Annotated in this window: 11 protein-coding genes; 6 read left to right on the forward strand and 5 right to left on the reverse strand. The window is 49.5% G+C overall.

What is annotated here, in order from left to right:
- Nucleotides 1-10 precede the first annotated feature (10 nt).
- Nucleotides 11-1225, reverse strand: a complete 1215-nt coding sequence (locus tag AC4GL5_RS12180; RefSeq protein ID WP_490383059.1) for an EAL and HDOD domain-containing protein — start codon at nt 1223-1225, stop codon at nt 11-13.
- A 108-nt stretch (nt 1226-1333) separates the two neighbouring features.
- Nucleotides 1334-1777 (reverse strand): hypothetical protein, encoded by a 444-nt coding sequence (locus tag AC4GL5_RS12185; protein ID WP_490383060.1) that lies wholly within the window; start codon nt 1775-1777, stop codon nt 1334-1336.
- A 327-nt stretch (nt 1778-2104) separates the two neighbouring features.
- Here AC4GL5_RS12185 and AC4GL5_RS12190 point away from each other — a divergent pair, with 327 nt between their 5' ends.
- From AC4GL5_RS12190 to AC4GL5_RS12205, 4 genes are all read left to right on the forward strand, one after another.
- Nucleotides 2105-2464, forward strand: coding sequence for a hypothetical protein (locus AC4GL5_RS12190; protein ID WP_490383061.1), 360 nt, complete (start codon nt 2105-2107; stop codon nt 2462-2464).
- A 219-nt stretch (nt 2465-2683) separates the two neighbouring features.
- Entirely contained in the window at nt 2684-3694 is a 1011-nt protein-coding gene (locus AC4GL5_RS12195) for an ABC transporter substrate-binding protein (protein ID WP_490383062.1), read from the forward strand.
- Between the two features lie 5 nt (nt 3695-3699).
- Complete coding sequence (locus AC4GL5_RS12200; RefSeq protein WP_490383063.1) at nt 3700-5814, forward strand: PAS domain-containing protein; 2115 nt, start codon at nt 3700-3702, stop codon at nt 5812-5814.
- Nucleotides 5815-5852: 38 nt separating this feature from the next.
- Nucleotides 5853-7103: a diguanylate cyclase gene (locus AC4GL5_RS12205; RefSeq protein ID WP_490383064.1), complete on the forward strand. Its 1251-nt coding sequence runs from the start codon at nt 5853-5855 to the stop codon at nt 7101-7103.
- Nucleotides 7104-7181: 78 nt separating this feature from the next.
- On the opposite strand, the gene AC4GL5_RS12210 is transcribed toward AC4GL5_RS12205, so the two are convergent.
- The 3 genes from AC4GL5_RS12210 to AC4GL5_RS12220 all read right to left on the reverse strand — a co-directional run bounded on the left by AC4GL5_RS12210 (nt 7182) and on the right by AC4GL5_RS12220 (nt 13277).
- Complete coding sequence (locus AC4GL5_RS12210; protein ID WP_490383065.1) at nt 7182-8891, reverse strand: cation:proton antiporter domain-containing protein; 1710 nt, start codon at nt 8889-8891, stop codon at nt 7182-7184.
- 301 nt (nt 8892-9192) lie between these two features.
- Nucleotides 9193-10086, reverse strand: coding sequence for a response regulator (locus AC4GL5_RS12215; RefSeq protein WP_490383066.1), 894 nt, complete (start codon nt 10084-10086; stop codon nt 9193-9195).
- 128 nt (nt 10087-10214) lie between these two features.
- The gene (locus tag AC4GL5_RS12220) at nt 10215-13277 is read right to left on the reverse strand and encodes an ATP-binding protein (RefSeq protein ID WP_490383067.1); all 3063 of its coding nucleotides are present in this window, start codon (nt 13275-13277) and stop codon (nt 10215-10217) included.
- A gap of 447 nt (nt 13278-13724) precedes the next feature.
- Between AC4GL5_RS12220 and AC4GL5_RS12225 the strand changes: the two genes are divergently transcribed.
- Both AC4GL5_RS12225 and AC4GL5_RS12230 read left to right on the forward strand, forming a co-directional pair.
- Nucleotides 13725-15224 carry an alanine/glycine:cation symporter family protein gene (locus AC4GL5_RS12225; protein ID WP_490383068.1) on the forward strand — a complete coding sequence of 500 codons (1500 nt, stop codon included), beginning with the start codon at nt 13725-13727 and terminating at the stop codon, nt 15222-15224.
- A gap of 281 nt (nt 15225-15505) precedes the next feature.
- Nucleotides 15506-17599, forward strand: a complete 2094-nt coding sequence (locus tag AC4GL5_RS12230; protein WP_490383069.1) for a methyl-accepting chemotaxis protein — start codon at nt 15506-15508, stop codon at nt 17597-17599.
- Nucleotides 17600-17734 lie beyond the last annotated feature (135 nt).

The raw sequence follows: 17734 nt of genomic DNA on the forward strand, positions 1-17734 counted from the left end.
ATTCTCTGTGTCAGAGCTTCTGCATCTCTTGCTCCGTTTCCAGGGCCCAGCGCTGTGCCTGCTGCATCAGCTGCGGGGTGCGTTCCAGTGAAAACATTGGATGTTGCTCCAATATGCTCCAGTTGGCTTTTTCCCATTGTCTGACGAAATTAAGTACTTCAGCCAGAGCACCCTCGTCTTCAAGCAGTGCTTTTTGCATCTCATCTGAGATCGACAGGCTGGGGATTAATTTGTCCAGTGGCTGATCCATTGCAACATCCAGCAGAGAGAGAAAACCTAAGGTAAAATAGCGGTCCGCCGGTGCGAGCCCACGGTCTCTGGCGATCAGTTCGCAGGCTTTAGCCCGGGTCAGAATTTGTGGTAGTACGGTATAGGCTTTGTGGTCATCTTTTGCCCAAACCAGAATCGCCACCAGTGTTCGCAGCGTTTCGGTGCCGATATAGATGACCGCCTGATGCAGGCTGTCGATCTTATTCGGCAGGCGATAAGCCGCTGAGTTGACGAATTTGAGTAACCGGTAGAAGAGCGTGGGTTCCTGCTCTATCACCTTTTCAATTTTGTCGATGCTGCTGTTGTCGTCAAACAGCAAGGTCATCAGTTTTACCAGTAACAGACGGTTCGCACTGTTTTTCGGGGTATCCAGCAGCTCAGGTTTGCCGATAAAGCTACCCTGATAAAGATCGAAACCGATAGCCCTGATCTTCTCAAAGGCCTGCCAGCTTTCGATACGCCCTGCCATGAGTGTGAGAGGGTATTTTCGCAGCTCGGTATGCACTTTTTTCAGATCACCAAGAATAAACTTCTGGCAGTTAACGGTGACAATATCAACGCCACTCAACAAAGGCTTACGGGTGTCATCGGGCTCGTAGCCGGATAATGCGATAAGAAACCCCTTTGCCCGAATCTGTTGGAGTGCGGTCAGTGTAATAGGGTCTGGTTCTATATCGTCACCAAGCTGCAGAACCAGGCGATCCTTGATCTTGGCTACCGGTAGCATGCTGGCATTAGACAGCCAGGGTTGGGTAATCGTCAGAAGTACTTTGCCGCTCTCTCCGGCCTGATCCAGTCCATAATCCAGCAACGCAAAACTGGCTACTTTTGCACTGATCTCCAGCGGGTTAGCGGTATGCTGAGTATCATGATAGGCCAACTCAAATCCGCGACGAATCAGATCGTTATCGCAGAAGGTCAGGCGTGTAATGCAAAACTGGTTAAGAGAGTCCACAAGCATGCTCCATCGCTGTGCAATTCATATTCCGGATCATATCCTAATGCCGCTGAGCCAGCCATTGAAAGATGCGGAAAATATGACTCTTTCTCCGGATAATTTGTATTATGCCCCAGGCTGCTGAAACCTTTTTATTTGCTGCAATTGCATTGTCAGGTGTTGATGCAGCTGTTTCAGTTGATTTTCTAGCTGCTCGGGGTAGTCATAACTTTCACACCGGCTGACTAAACTGATCAGTTGTCGCTCCTGCTCTGCACGTTCTTTCAGCATCAGTTCCTGCTCGTCAAAAACCAGGCTCTTGAGTTTGCTCCAGAGATGGTGAAAGTCTTCCCGCTCAGTATCTGCGGCTCTTGGCCGCAACGATAGGTCTGTCTTAACGCGCTCTTCCAGTGCAGTCAGTATCTCGATGCGCTGATTCATGGCGTTGTTAAACTCCAGAGCGATTTCTGCATTTGGCAGCCGCTGAAGGTTTTCCTGATAATCGTCCAGTGATTCATGCAGTGCTTCCAACAGGTCGGAAACCGCTGTTTGCGCTTCATCAAGCAACATAACTATGCCTCAGGCTTAAAGATTTATTCGCATTATGGCCCTAAACAGATCCTCTTTCTATGCTGATAAGCACAAGTGATGTCTCCGTTGGTTTGTCTGAGTGGGTTGGAATCGTTTTTGGTATATAACTTGCTGAGATTACTCATGAAGTTGATTCAGACTTCAGTCTGCTTGGGCTCTGTCATGGGACTGTCACTGCTGCGCACTACTATCTTCTGCTCGTTTTCGGGGGCAGCCCCAAAGCAGGTCAATCTGAGGTATCACCGGGGGACTCATAGGATGTATGCAAATTTCAGAACTATCCCAGAAGATGACGCCAGGCGCGATGTGACTCATACGGGTGATCAGGGGCATCATCGTTACCTGTTGTTTCTCTGGATGTTACCGGTGTTTTTTATTGCGCCGTTGGCTTTATTTTCCTTGCAGGAGTGGTGGCGAGTGGTCGGAGCCGCTGTTCCTGCCTTACCGGGTGGGCATCTTGCTTTTGCTGACTGGGATTCCGGTTTTAATCTGGCCGTTGCCTGGACCGCGTTTGTGCAGGGCGTCTGTTGGCTCATCTATGCCATATGTGCTTTTGGCGCCTTTTATGCTGGAAAAACCACCGTCATGCTGTTGGGTTATGGTGTGCTGGTGGCGAGCATTTTTCTTCAATGGCAGCTGCCACCGGTCTTACTGAGTATGCAGTAAATAATGCCAGGTCTGCGATCAGGTGTTCCTCTGATGCTACCTGAGTTGTTACGAAAAAACCTGAAGACTGAGGTAGAATGTAACCCTAGGGTGAATTTACTTTTATCCTGAACCGGTTAGGGGTATTTTCAAAAGTCGGTTCATGTGTGTTCTGGCTTTTTTGCCCTGACTGGCTCAAAAAAAAGAATAAAAATAGTGTGTTATCTGCCTGGGGGGTGTATGAAATTTTTTATCCGTCCAAAGCTGCTGTCCTGGCCTGAAACGATCGCCTTCAGGTGGTTTTCTTCACTTATCGTTGTCTTGTTTTTATCCCTTCTGCTGCAGGGCTGTGATGTTGCCCAGCCGCCTCTTAAAGTTGGTTCCAATATCTGGCCGGGTTATGAAAGTCTTTATGTTGCCCGCCAAAAAGGCTTTCTTGATGAACGTCAGGTCAACTTAGTCGAAAAAGTGAATGCGACTCAGGTATTGCGTGCCTTTAAATCCGGACAGCTGGATGTTGCTGCTCTGACGATGGATGAAGCCCTCACCCTAATGTCCAGTCAGGATGATCTGAGAGTTATTGTGGTTATGGATTTCTCCCAGGGAGCGGATGCTCTGGTCGCTAAACCTGAAATCAGAAGCCTGAATGACCTGGCTGGCCGGACTCTTGTTGTCGAAAAAACAGCTGTTGGCGCGATTATGCTGCAGGGGGCTCTTGAAAAAGCGGGTCTTAACCGGCACGACATTGTGGTGCGCAATGCCGCAGTGAATCAGCATATTACGATGTGGGAGGAAGAAGCGGTTGTCGCCGCTGTTACCTTTGAGCCTTTTAAGTCCATTTTGGAGGCTAAAGGAGGGCATCTTCTGTTTGATAGCAGTGAGACACCAAGACGTATTATGGATGTGTTGGTGGTCAGCGAAAAAACGGCCCGGGAACGTCCCGAGCAGTTGCGCCATCTTTTGAAGGCGCACTTTACGACCTTGGATTTTATGGCCCGCAATCGTGCTGAGTCTGCCCGTATTATGTCTCAGCGTCTTAAGATTGCCCCTGATCAGGTCTGGCAAAGCTTTGAGGGGCTGCATATACCCAGTCTGGAAGAAAACCGTAAGCTGCTTGGTGGTTCAGAAGAATTTATCAGGCAGATTAATGAGTTAGAGAACCTGATGCTTAAAGCTGGTTTAAACAGTGATCCTATTGATATCCAGCCTCAGTTTTTGACGGACCGTTTTTTGCCTGGGACTGGGGAATGATCAGAATGAACAAGTGTTGGCGTCTTAATCCTGGTTTGACTCTGGTGATTAGCTTGTTGCTGATCGCATTGGTTATTCTGGATCGCTGGGTAGAGTATGAATACACCCTCATACCGCAGGAAAAAGAGCGTCAGGAGCAACGTTTTAATAACGTTACTGCCCGTATGTGGCAGACCGTTTCTGATCTGATGCTGACCGATAACCGGACGACGACTGAGAGCTACATCACCGGTTATTCTGCCGATATCGCATTTGAGATGATCGCGGTTATTGATAAAGGCCGGGTTTTGCTGGCTAATGAGTTGGCTCTTAAAGGTTCCACGACCAAGAATATCAGCTGTTATCAGAGGCGGTGGGTGAGTCAGGCTGTCTCTGAGTTCAGCCCTGTGATTCAACATCATCCAAGCCGTCAAAACAGGCTCTGCGCGGTTATGCCGATAACATTGCTTGAGCAAAGTAACTCGCTCCGGCCGGAAAGCCTTGCCGTGTTGGTTGTTGAGTACAATATGTCGCCGGCGATCTCTTCGCTGCAGCAGCATATTTGGAATCCCACTCAATTGGTGCGGCATCTTATTTTTGCTCTGTTTGTCGCTGCTCTGATTTCCGTCATTCTTAAGCGCTCTGTTATCCACCCCCTTAACCAGATTCGCCAGCGGATGAAAGAGTATGCTCAGGGGAATGTGCTTGCCCGGGTTGAATTGAAAGGTAACTGCGAGCTGATGGATGTGGCCCGCAATTTTAATGAGTTGGCGGATCAGATCAGTGAAGCGGAACTTGAGGTTCGCCGAAGCGAAGAACGTTGGGTTAAAGCTTTGGATGGTGCCGGTGATGGGGTCTGGGATCTGGATTTGCGCAGTGGCAAGGTATTCTATTCGAGCCAATGGAAGCAGATGTTGGGCTATCAGGTCGATGAGATTAAGGATTCCCCGGATGAATGGACGGAGCGTGTCCATCCGGATGATCTGCCCAAAGCGATGCAGGATATGAGAGATCATCTTGCCGGACGTACAGAGGTTTATCGTACGGCCTACCGTATGCGCTGCAAAAATGGCGATTATAAGTGGTTTTTTGATCGGGGGATGGTGTTTGAGCGGGATGCCGATGGTAAAGCGTTGCGTGTGACCGGCACCCATTCTGATATCAGTGAGCAGAAACAGACCGAAGCTGCTTTGCAGGAAAGTCAGCAGCAGTTTGAGCTGGCGATGCAGGGTTCCAATGATGGACTTTGGGACTGGCATATCAGCAGCAACCTGGTCTATTTTTCACCGCGCTGGAAAGATATGTTGGGCTACGACGATGATGAACTGGAAAACAGCTTTCAGGTCTGGGAAAGCCTGGTTCATCCTGATGATCTGCCGTTGGCTAAAGAAGAAGTTGCCCGTTGCGTTGTCGGTAAAAAGGATGCCTATGAGGTAGAGTTTCGTTTGCAGCACAAGCTGGGGCATTGGATCTATGTTTTGTCCCGGGCGATCGTAGTGAAAGATAAGGATGGTCATGTGGCGCGCCTTGTTGGTACGCACATGGATCTGACGGAGATCCGTGCTGTACAGAAGCAGCTTGAAGAAAGCCGCCAGCAGCTTAAGAAAATGGCATTTTATGATGCCCTTACCGGTTTGCCCAACCGCCGGTTGCTGGAAAATTACATGACTGAGTGTCTGGAGAAAAGTCAGCAGAAGGATGATGTGCTGGCCATCGCTATGATGGATCTGGACGGTTTTAAACAGGTTAATGATACTCTGGGACATGATGTCGGTGACGAGTTGCTCAAAGCAGTATCCGGACGACTGACACTCTGTATGAGAGAGAGTGATATGATTGCCCGCCTTGGTGGGGATGAATTTGTTCTGCTCTTTACCGGACTGAGCACGCCTGGTGATGTTGTATCCGGCCTGGAACGTGTGATTTCTGTGATCGGCAAACCCTATATGATCGCCGGAAATGAGTGTCATGTTACTGCAAGTATTGGCGTAGCCTTTTATCCAGATGATGCGAAAACCGGAGATACTCTGTTGCGTTATGCTGATCTTGCAATGTATCGCTCCAAACAGACCGGGCGTAACCGGTTCAGTGTTTACAAGGATTATATGAGTGACTTTGATCAGGAAAACCGGGCTGGCTGACGTCTTGATATAACCAAAGCGAAGTAGGACCGTCACCTTTGAAGAAGCAATACAGGTTATCACCGCTGAATCTTATCTGGCTAACCCTGCTGTGTCTGGCTGTTGTGGGTTTCTCCCTTTGGTTTAACCTTCGTTCTCTGGAGCAGGCCACATTGCAGATGGTGAATATTAAAGGCCAGACGGTTTTTCACCTGATACAGACCACCCGGCTTTGGAATGCACGGCATGGTGGGGTTTATGTTCCTGTTACGGATGATACTCCGGCTAACCCGCTGCTTGAGGTAGACGAAAGAGATATTATCACTCCAAAAGGGATCGCCCTGACGATGGTGAATCCGGCTTATATGACCCGCCAATTAGGTGAGCTTCTGAAAGGGTCCGATGTAGAAGTTCATCTCACCAGTCTAAAACCACTGAATAAAGCTAACAGTGCAGATAGCTGGGAGCGCTCAGCACTTGAAGCCTTCGAAAGCAAAACGGAGCAGGTCCGGTTTGGACTGGTGAATAATCACTATCGTTATATGGAACCTCTGATTGCAGAAAAGGCCTGTCTGGAGTGCCATCGTAAGCAGGGTTATAAAGAAGGTGATATTCGTGGAGGCCTGAGCCTTAGTTTCCCTAGGGCAGATATTGATGGTCTGGTTTCCGGAATGAAAGAGAATGTTAAGAAGGCTCATGTCGGGTTGTTCTTCTCTCTCTGGTTTTTGGGGTATCTGGTCAACCTGGTCTTTCTGCGTCTGAAGGGCAATCTATACAATGCTGCTGTGAAAGAGAAACAGCTGAGCAATTTGGCGATGACTGATGACCTCACCGGCATACTGAACCGACGTAGCCTGATGGCGGCTTATGAACAGGCGTTTAACCTGGCCGAACGGAGGGACTGGCCTCTGTCGGTTCTTATGCTGGATATTGATCATTTCAAAAAGATCAATGACCAGTACGGACACCTGACGGGTGATGAGGTACTGGTGCGCTTTGCCCGCTCGGTTTCTGCCGTTTTACGGGATAGTGATGTGATAGGGCGATACGGTGGCGAAGAGTTCCTGATTGTTATGCAGGATGAAGATGCTCAGGGGGCTTTTAGTGCTGCGGAGCGAATCCGAAAAACAGTCCATGATATGCGTTTTGATGCCGGTGAGACTTTTAATATACAGGTGAGTATCGGTGTTGCTGAGCGGACTCAACAGGGGAGTACTGGGTCTGAAGAGTTGATTAAGGCTGCGGATGAGGCTCTGTATCAGGCTAAAAACAGTGGCCGAAACAGGAGTTGCCTGGCTAAACCCTCTTGAGAAGGGGATTTATCTCGGTTCCCGATAAAAGGGGCGGGGCAGTTAATAACTGCCCCGCCCCTTTTTGGTGGCTAATGGCTAGCTTTTGTCGCTTACCAGAGCCTGATAACCATCTTCACGAACAGCATCCAGCAGATTGTTCACTTCTTTCTCTTTCACATGAATCATTTTCAGAGCCTCGCCGCCCAGGTGCAGGCTGCTTTCCATCGCCTCAGGGAAGGCGTTGGTTGCTCCTGCTTCAATGAGTTCATTACAGGAAGCCAGGTCACGGGCCCGGGAGATAATGGGTACGTTCGGATAGTCGGTGCGTATGTGGTGGATCGCCCGCAGAGCCGATGGGGTGTGGTCAATGGTCATCACCACCAGCGCAGCATCATGCATGTGTGCCGCTTCCAGCAGATGGTGATCACCCACATCCCCATAGTAAACCGGCATCCCCAGTTCCTGACCTTTGGCGATATGGGTCGGGTTGGTATCAAAGGCGATATAAGGTACCCCTCGTTCTTGCAGCAAGGTTGCTACGGTATAACCCACCCGACCAAAACCACCGATGATGACCCGTCCTTTGCAGTCCTGATCCGGAATTTCAATCTGGGGAGCTTCGTCGTCGGCATCCTTGCTGGCCAGCATCTTATTCAGACTGTCAGCGGCTTTCAGGGCCAGAGGCGTGACCACCATAGAAACGGAAATAACGCCGACGGCAAGAACAAAAGTCTCATCGCTGATCACCTGAAGGGCTTTTGCAGAACCGAAGAGAACGAAACCGAACTCGCCACCCTGGGACAGCAGCAGTGCGATACGAATCGCCTGTTGGCGGACATAACCAAAGGCCATGGAAAGCCCCAGCAACACAATAAACTTCAGCACTACGATAACGACGATATGCTGGATAAAGAGCAGCGGCTTGGAGGCCAATGCGCCAATATCAATAGACATGCCAACCGCGACAAAGAAAAGGCTCATCAGCATCCCTTTGTAGGGTTCGATCAGCGCCTGAACCTGAATACGGTATTTAGAGCCTGATAGCAGCATACCCATGATGAACGCTCCCAGAGCCATGGATATTCCTGCGTAGTGCATGGACCAGGCTGACAGGAAAACAGCCATCATCACGACCAGCAGAAAGCCTTCTTTGTTGCCTCGCTTGGATAGTGCATCCAGTGTCATTGGCAGAATATAACGACCAAAAACGCCGATCAGCATCAGCATGCCAACAACGGTACCGAACTGCTGCCACATAGGGACATCGGAGGAGAGGCGTCCGGTCTGAGACAGAATAGGTACAATCGCAAGCAGCGGAACAATTGCCAGATCCTGCATCAGCAGAATCGAGAATGACGCTGTGCCGTGGCGACTGTTAATCTCACCACTTTCCTGCAACATCTGTAGCACCATAGCGGTGGACGATAGCGCAAAGGTCAGACCGATCAGTAAGGCACTGGCCCAATGGGGTTCAAACAGTAAAAAATAGGTACCGATCACGGCCCCGGAAACCAGAATTTGCAGCAGTCCCAGCCCAAAAACCTCCCGTCGCATTGACCATAGTCGGGCGGGTTTCATCTCCAGACCGATCAGGAACAGCAGCATAACCACACCCAGCTCGGTAAAGTGGCGGACATCTTCTACTTCCGTGGTAACCGCTGGGCCAAAAGAGTGAGGACCTACAGCGATACCCGCTACCAGAAGTCCAAGAATGGAGCCCAGTCCGAAGTGTTTAAAAACAGCAACCGCTATTGAGGTGGCGATTAAAACCATTAAGGCTGAGGTGATAAAACTATCCAGATGCATTCGCTTGTTCCGTTGTCTGCGATGAGCGTGTTTCAGGAAAAACCTGAATGATCCTGCTAAGAACCCGTTCCAGTTGTTCGGTTCCAGTTTACTCAGCAAGGGTTGCGCTTTTGTTGCGCCAAAGGCTTATTTTTAGCGTGACTGAATTAATAAAAACTGACAGGAGACAATCAGTGAAAGCAGCCAAAAGCGCTGCGACTTCATTCGTGGGGGGAGTACTGCTTTAATGTCGTCTGTTGCTTTTTATCGGCTAGCTAATATACCCGGCAAATTGCCGACTATATTAGCGTAAGCGGTCGTATTATCCCAGCTGAACCGTTGTCTCCACGCAGTTTCCGCACCCCTGATAGTCCAGGGTGTCAAAACTGATCCGACGAGCCATAGCGATACCACGGCCATGAAGATGAAAGACCCGTTCCGGCTGAATTTCCAGATAAGGCTGCCAGTCAAAGCCTTCACCTTCATCACAGATGGTCAGCACAATGCGGCTGGTTTCCCGACGAAAGCTGACATGAACCAGGCGGTCTTTATAGCGGGGGTCTCTCAGTCGTTTTTCGACCTCTTCATGCCACTGGCGACTCATAAGCAGATGGGTTTTCTCTTCATAGCTGATATTCAGGTTGCCGTGTTCCACGGCATTTACCAGTAATTCAAGCAGTCCGGTGGAAACCTTTTTGGGGTCGGGGAAAAGCTGGCTCAGTGCGTTAGTCAGCAAGCGGGCTTCGCCCAGTGTGCGCAATGTAAACTCGGCCTCAGTCATCAGCCGAAGGGCGCGGGAGGTTTCATTCAGGGTTTCCTGCAGATTGCAGTAGTCCCGGTACTGGTTTGCGGCCTCTGTGATGATAGGGATAAGCAATTCACGCTGCAGAGGCTTCACCAGATAGTAGTAGGCTCCGGCATCAATGCACTGTTGGATACTCTCCTGGTCTGAAGCGGCTGTTTCCATAATAACGGGAATACGGTGGCACTCAGGATCCCGTTTCAGGCGGTGCAGAAACTCCAGCCCATCCATGCCCGGCAGGTTACGATCCAGCAGAATAGCATCCACCCGTGTTGATTCCTGTTTCAGATAGCTCCAGGCGCTTTCTGCACTGGACATCAGGGTGACCTGAATATCCTCTTTCGCAAGCGTGTGCTCAATGAACCCGGCGATGATCTCCTCATCTTCAATTAACAGAATCTGATAGGGTTCCATGGTAATTTCCTTACTGATATCCGGTTAAACCGTTTTTTTAAGTCCTGATATCAGCCTTCGCCGCGGGGGTAACAACGTAGGCATAGCTATCGCTTAATATGGTTGACTATTATAGTTGGTCTATAGCATCAGGAGTAGTTTGTAATTAACTCAAGTGTCCTGCTTAAGGTATCAGAAACGACAGGTATAAATTGTTTCTTAATCGTATCGGTCTGTTCTTTTCCTTCTCTGAGTGCTTGTTCAAGCTGACCAAGAGCAGACTGAAGCTCGCACAGGTAAAGACTGCCTGCTGCCCCTTTGACTTTATGCGCCAGTCTTTCGGCTTTGTCGGTTTCACCATCCTTTAGCAGTTGTTCCAGTTGCTGACTGCAGTGGCCATATTGCTCGGCAAATTGCTTCATAAACCGGCCCAGGGACTCTTTATCACCCCAGTTATAAATCGCTGTGGCCTCGTCGAGCAGTGGCGGTGATGCCATTTCTGTCGGAGCTTTCTGATGAGACCTGTCAGTCGAAAGATGGCTGCTGAGGCAGGAGAGAATCTGACTGATGGTGAAGGGTTTTGTCAGAACGTGATTGGCACCACATTTCAGTGCCTCTTCATGGGCTGATTCAGTAATGCCGGCTGTCAGTGCGATAATGGGTCGCTGCTCATAGCCCGGTAGTTTTCGGATTTGACGGATCGCTTGATAGCCGTCCATCACGGGCATTTGCAGATCCATCAGAATCAGATCCGGGGGGCACTGAAGCGCTTTGAGACGGCTCAGGGCTTCGGCACCGTTCTCAGCCAGGATCAGTTTCCCCTGGGCTTGTTGGATAATGCGCTGGGCGATGTCACGGTTCAGATCACTGTCATCAGCCACTAACAGGGTTTTACCTTCAAGAGCGTTATTCTTTAAATCATTCTCCGGCAACGTTTGGCTTAGGACCGTTTCTGCAATGGGCAGTGTCAGATTAAAGCTGAAAATACTGCCCTGTCCGATCTGACTGCTGAGGTTCAGATCACTGCCCATTAACTGAATAAGATTGCGACTGATCGCAAGGCCTAAACCTGTTCCGCCAAACTGACGGGTTACTGAGCTGTCTGCTTGGGCAAAAGCATCGAAGATGACTTCCTGCTGCTCGGGAGGGATGCCGGTCCCGGTATCCGATACGCTGAAACCCAGAGTGGCTTCAAGCTTGCTGATCATCACCGGTTTAATATGAATATTCACCTTACCTTCACTGGTGAATTTGATCGCATTACTGATCAGGTTGAGTAGTATCTGCTTCAGTCGGTATGGATCGCCCACCAGTGTCAGGCGCTCAGTTCCACCGGTATTCAGATGCAATCTCAGGCCCTTCTTTATCGCTTGTATTTCACAGATTGAGAGTATCTGGGCATAAAGGTCATTGAGTCGGAAAGGGGTTTTCTCGATGGACAGTCCCCCGGCTTCAATTTTAGAGAAGTCGAGTACATCGTTAACGATCTGGAGCAGGCCATCACTGGCATAGCGGATTTTCTCAGTGAGTGTCCGGGCGTTATCAGGAAGTGTTTCCTGATCAAGCAGCTCACCCAGCACCATAATGGCGTTGAGTGGTGTGCGAATTTCGTGGCTCATATTGGCAAGAAAATCACTTTTCAGGCGAGCCAGGCGTTCGGCATCCTCTCGTGCCCGTTCAAGGTGGCGGGTCTGTCGGGTGTGTAGCTCGTTTATTTTTTGCTCGGCTTCAAGTCTGCTGGTTATATCTTCCAGTGTTGCCAGAATGAAGATCTCGCCATCCACTTCATAGGGGCTCAGGCCAATCTCAACGTCTACCAGTTGACCATCCTTGCGAAGTCCCTGAAGACTCTGGCCGTTGTTCATCATTTTACGACGGGGGCGCAGATGATTGAGATAGTCGGTGCGTTCTTTAACATGCGTCTTGCGCATATTCACTGGTATGAGGTGTTCCACAGGCAGGCCGGTCAGCTCAAAAGAGCTGTAGCCAAACAGTTTCTCAAGCGCGGGATTAACCAGAGAAATATTTCCCCGGCTATCGCAGACCAGTAATGGGGTGTGAGAGGCGTTAAAGATCACCCGGAAGCGTTGTTCGTCTTCCCGTTGTTTACGCAGTTGATCGGCATGAATCCGGTTCTCCAAAGCCTGCCGCTCTGCCCGACGCTTAGCCTGTTGAGCCAGAAGTAAACGGTAGAGAGCAAAGCCGCCCACCGCAAGTATCAGAAGCGACGTTAAAAGCCCGCCACCCCAATATTTAAGGCGTAGGGCATTAAGCAGTGATGCCGGATGATGGAGCAGCAGAAAACCCAGTGTCTGGTTGTTGAACACTTTTGGATTGTTGTCCGGATAGAGCGTTTCCCAGCTCCACAGGCCATTGTTGTCGAGTTGCTGGCTTTTGTTGTAGCTGTGCATCTGCTGCCAGATATCGGGGTAATCCCGCTTAAAGGCTTTGCCATGGCTTAGCTGGAAGCCCCACTCCAGCTTGTTATTCTTATGTTGTAACCAATACCCTTCAGGGTTGATCAGCTGAATACGGTGGGCATGATTTTCCAGGATCTGATGCAGGTCTCGAAGGTATTCTCTGGCGTCGATATTGATAATGAACAGACCATGATTTTTCCGACCGATGAATACAGGAATAGCCATACGCAGCGTCGGGCGAAAGGGTTGTTCAATAACGCCCTGCTCAACGTTGAGGTCCATAGGGGAAAGGTAAAGCTGATCGCTCATACCGAGGGCCTGAGTTGCCTGAAAATAGTAACGCCCAAATTTGTTCTGCAGTTTTTCATCGGGAACCCGGCGATAGTTGTCGGGGGAGCTTGTGTCCGGTTCTAACCGCAGGCGTTCCTGACCGTTCTCATCAATCCAGCGGATCTGGAAGTAATTGGGGTTCCGGCTGAGCATTGAAGCAAAGCTGGTTTCCATTCCTGCGAGCCCGGATTCCGGATCTGACATGGCTTCAACAACGGGCTTCTCCCGTCGGAGGCTACGGAGGTGATCCTGGGGCGGTTGCAGATTTTTTTGCAGACTCAGGGTGCTTCGCTCAAGCAGGGTTTGCTCATTCAGTTTAATAAAGTTCAGCTCGCCTTCGTAGAGCAGACGTGTCAGGACACCTGCTAACAGAAGCGTGATCAGTGCAAAAGGTACAAAGACTCTTAAAAAGAGCGAACCTATTGTTGAGGGAGGAGCGTCCGTTTCATCCAGCGGGTGCATTGATTGTCCTTGAACCGGAATAAGTTGAGCTTAAAGCGATGGACCGTGCTTGGTATAACAAATTGTAACACTTGTTGTATCGGGCGTGCATGAGGTCAGATACTTTGTCTTTAGTCGGGTGTTGTATATCGCCAAATACCTGTTGGAAGGGGTTTAGTAATGATTTTCAAGGTGTTTTGACAGCAGAATTATATTAGTTGAATAGCAAGTGTTGCTACCTGAATGCCGTTCTGTAAAGGGATCTGTTGTATTTGGTCGGAATTTAGGATTTTTATGTCTGATGAGTTGAAAAATCAGAGTACTTTTCTGTTTCTACTTAGGTAGAATCCTATCTCTGGACTGTCGTCTGAAAACGCGTTTTACGATCGATCCATAGTAAATCCCAAAACTATAAATCTAAGAACTATAAAGCGCTTAAGCGCTTACCTCTAACGGGAGGCATTTTTAATGCAAGCATTTGTCGATTTTATGAACGGCATTATCTGGAGTCCGGCACTGATCTATCTGTGTCTGGGCGCAGGTTTGTTCTACTCCATTCTGACCCGCTTTGTTCAGGTCAGACACTTTTCCGAAATGTGGCGTCTGCTATTTTCCGGAAAAAGCTCTGACAAAGGTATCTCATCCTTTCAGGCCTTAGCCGTATCTCTGTCTGGTCGTGTTGGTACCGGTAACATCGCAGGTGTTGCTGCGGCCATCGGTTTCGGTGGTCCGGGTGCGGTTTTCTGGATGTGGGTTGTAGCCTTTCTGGGCGCAGCAACCGCGTACGCAGAATCCACGCTGGCGCAGCTGTATAAAGAAGAGCAGGACGGTCAGTACCGTGGTGGCCCGGCTTACTACATCGAAAAAGCGATGGGTCAGAAGTGGTACGCGTGGATCTTTGCAATCGCAACGATCATGGCGTGTGGTCTGCTGCTGCCGGGTGTTCAGGCGAACAGTATCGGTAACGCAGTAGAAGCGACTTTCGGCTCTGGCACTATGATTCAGACCGGTATGGGTGAGCTGAGCTCTGCTAAGATCTTCACGGGTCTGGCTGTAGTTCTGGTTCTGGGCTTCATCATCTTCGGTGGTGTTAAGCGTATCGCGAACTTCACTCAGGTCGTTGTGCCTTTCATGGCGCTGGGTTACATCATCATCGCTTGTGTGATCGTTCTGCTGAACGTATCTGAGCTGCCCGCAATTATCGGTATGATTCTGGGTGATGCCTTCACTCCAATGGCGGGCTTTGGTGCTGCAATTGGTTGGGGTGTTAAGCGTGGTGTTTACTCTAACGAAGCCGGTCAGGGTACCGGTCCTCACGCAGCTGCAGCTGCAGAGGTTGACCACCCTGCTCAGCAAGGTCTGGTTCAGGCGTTCTCTGTATACATCGATACTCTGTTCGTATGTTCTGCAACGGCGTTCATGATTCTGATCACGGGTGCGTACAACGTTCATGGCGTTGGCGATACGTTCCTGGTACAGAACATTGCAGCGGATATTGCGGCTAACGGCCCGGTATTCACTCAGATGGCGATTGAAACCACTATGCCGGGTTTCGGTAAGCCGTTTATTGCACTGGCACTATTCTTCTTCTCCTTCACCACGATTCTGGCGTACTACTACATTGCAGAAACCAATGTGGCGTACCTGAAGCGTACCGTGAACATTCCGGGTCTGATCTTTGCTTTGAAAGTTGCCATTATGGCGTCTACTTTCTACGGTGCAGTGAAAGCGGCTGATCTGGCATGGGGGCTGGGTGACGTAGGTGTTGGTCTGATGGCCTGGCTGAACATTGTAGGTATTATCATTATCTTCTTTATGTCGAAACCGACGATGAAGGTGCTGAAAGACTACGAAGATCAGCAAAAAGCCGGTGTAACTGACTTTACATTCGATCCTCAGAAGTTAGGCATCAAGGGTGCGACTTACTGGGAAAAACGTCTGGCTAATAAAGAAAAGACGGGCGAATAATAAGCGCGACGACAGCTCCGGTTGCCGGTAATTTTTCTTACTGGCAGTCAAAAAAAATGGCGTCTATCTTAACGGGGTAGGCGCCATTTTTTATTGGTTTATCCGCTAATATTCATTGTGTTGAAATACCAAGTTGGCAGGATATATGCTATTGATATTGTATAAACGCATCATTTAATAAAACACAAGTCTCAGCAACGAATTATAAAGAAGGAATACCTGCTTCATTAGGGAGTTTTTTGCGAATCGGCAAAAATAATAACTAACCTTTAGGTCGTTCTATGAAAATTAAAACCCGCATAGCTCTTGCAACAGGTGCCTGTCTGGCACTTTCCTCCGTGATTCTATTGGCTGCTTTTGCCTGGGAAAATAGTGAAGTAGAAAAGAAAACTCAATCTTTAGTTGTGACTGAACTTACCGAGAAAGCATTGGCTCAGCTTTCCTCATCGGCAGCGGCAGAAGCGGGTAAAACTCAGATTGAACTCAGTCAGGCGTTGTCTATTGCTAAAGGAATGGCTGACACCTCCGTTAGTTTTATTACTGAACAGAGTACGGAAACCAGTCGACAACGCTTTTATGAATATACCCGCGATGTTCTCTCCCGTAATAAAGATGTTGTGATGGGAACCTACATTGCTTGGGAGAAAAACGCGGTCAATGACGATGTGCTCTATAGTGGTGCGGTGCATACCCACGAAAATGGTCAGTTTGCACCCTATTGGTTCCTTAATGGTGATGGCTCTCTGGGTTATCGAGCCTTAGGCCTGGATAAGGTTGAGGAAGCTATCGCAACCGGTAGCTCATACGGTGACTGGTACACTTGTCCAATTGAAAGCAAGGGAACTTGCCTTGTTGAGCCTTATTCTTGGGTAGCTGGTGGTAAAACTATTGTGGGTACCTCGATTACTGTTCCTCTGATTGTACAAGACCGGGTTGTTGGTATGACGGGCGTTGATGTGGAGTTAAGCTTCCTTAAGTCCTTGGTCGATCAAGCCGACAAAGCGCTTTACGATGGTCAGGGGCAGGTCTTTATGTTGAGTAATAAAGGCCTGGTTGCTGCGGATTCCAACGATAAGCTGGCGCTTGCAAAAGCCTATAACGGGCCTGAAAAAGAGTTTCTGATGCAGAGTGTCGCCAAGGGCGAAGCGATAACGCGTCAGATCGGGTCTCGGTTCTGGTCCGTTCAGCCGATTGTTCCTGAGGGGGTAAGCACACCCTGGGCCGTTGTCATTCAACAGGATGCTGGTTGGGTGCTTGCGGGGGCAAAAGAGGTTGAAAGCTCAATGATCAGTCAGTTCCGCGAGAGCATGACAACCACTGTTGTCATCGGTATTGTGGTTTCTGTTGCGGGCATTATTCTTTTGATGTTGATTGCTCAGGGTATCGCTTCGCCGATTCGTAAAGCAGCGGATATGGTGAACCAGCTGGCCTCACAGGATGGTGATCTGACCCAGCGCATTTCCATTGAACGCAATGATGAAGTAGGTGAGCTGTCCCGTAATATCAACGCCTTTATCCATAAAACCCATGAGATTGTGAAGGATATCGCCTCAGCGATGGGTGATGTTGAAGGCTCTGCGCGACGTGCCGCGGAAATTTCGGATAACAGTACGCAGGGGATCGAGAAGCAGCGAGCTGAAGTGGATCAGATCGCTACTGCGATTAATCAGATGTCCGCATCGGCCGGAGAGGTTGCCCAGATCGCCACAACAACGGCGAATGCTTCCAGCGAAGCCAAGGGCTCTGTGGATAACAGTGCCGGCAATGTAAACCGAAGTGCTGACTCCATCCGTGACCTGTCGGATCAGGTTTCCAATACGTCTCAGTTGATGGAGTTGCTGGCCTCTGACAGCGATAATATCAGTCAGATTGTAGAAGCCATTCAGGGTATTTCTGAGCAAACCAACCTGCTGGCGCTGAATGCAGCAATTGAAGCTGCCCGGGCGGGTGAATCCGGTCGTGGTTTTGCGGTGGTAGCGGATGAAGTCCGTACGCTGGCTTCTAAAACCCAGGCATCCACAGAAGAGATTCAGGTACTGATTGACCAGTTGCAGCAGCGTACCCGAGAGGCATTATCAGCGATGCAGAGAGGGAATAGTCAGTCTGATGAATGCCTGCAGATGGCAGAAGAAGCTTCAGCGCACCTCAATCAGGTTGTTGGTGCGATTGCTGAGATCGATAACATGACCACTCAGATGGCTAGTGTGGTAGAAGAGCAACGGGCGGTAACCGAGGATATCACCCGTAATATCGTTAACATCAGCGATGAAACCAGTATTGTTGCCGATGGTGCTGTAGCGGCTAATCAGGAGAGTCAGGCGCTGCTGGAGTTGGTGAAACAACTGGAGTCTCAGTTGAACCGCTTCCGGTACTGAGCCGTCGATGATGTGTTTTGTCTGCCCTCAGGCTGAAACCTGACCGGTGCTCTGACAAGAAAGCCCCTGAAGTATTATCTTTGAAGTGACCCCCAATAGTTGGACACCCAACATTGGGGGTTCTTTTTATGGCGA

It is taken from the genome of Oceanospirillum sp., assembly GCF_982874595.1.

What these genes read in the sequence shown, in the direction of transcription:
- AC4GL5_RS12185 (WP_490383060.1), bottom strand. Translation starts at nt 1,777, where the DNA reads ATGTTGCTTGATGAAGCGCAAACAGCGGTTTCCGACCTGTTGGAAGCA.
- AC4GL5_RS12225 (WP_490383068.1), top strand. Translation starts at nt 13,725, where the DNA reads ATGCAAGCATTTGTCGATTTTATGAACGGCATTATCTGGAGTCCGGCA.
- AC4GL5_RS12220 (WP_490383067.1), bottom strand. Translation starts at nt 13,277, where the DNA reads ATGCACCCGCTGGATGAAACGGACGCTCCTCCCTCAACAATAGGTTCG.
- AC4GL5_RS12210 (WP_490383065.1), bottom strand. Translation starts at nt 8,891, where the DNA reads ATGCATCTGGATAGTTTTATCACCTCAGCCTTAATGGTTTTAATCGCC.
- AC4GL5_RS12200 (WP_490383063.1), top strand. Translation starts at nt 3,700, where the DNA reads ATGAACAAGTGTTGGCGTCTTAATCCTGGTTTGACTCTGGTGATTAGC.
- AC4GL5_RS12215 (WP_490383066.1), bottom strand. Translation starts at nt 10,086, where the DNA reads ATGGAACCCTATCAGATTCTGTTAATTGAAGATGAGGAGATCATCGCC.
- AC4GL5_RS12230 (WP_490383069.1), top strand. Translation starts at nt 15,506, where the DNA reads ATGAAAATTAAAACCCGCATAGCTCTTGCAACAGGTGCCTGTCTGGCA.
- AC4GL5_RS12195 (WP_490383062.1), top strand. Translation starts at nt 2,684, where the DNA reads ATGAAATTTTTTATCCGTCCAAAGCTGCTGTCCTGGCCTGAAACGATC.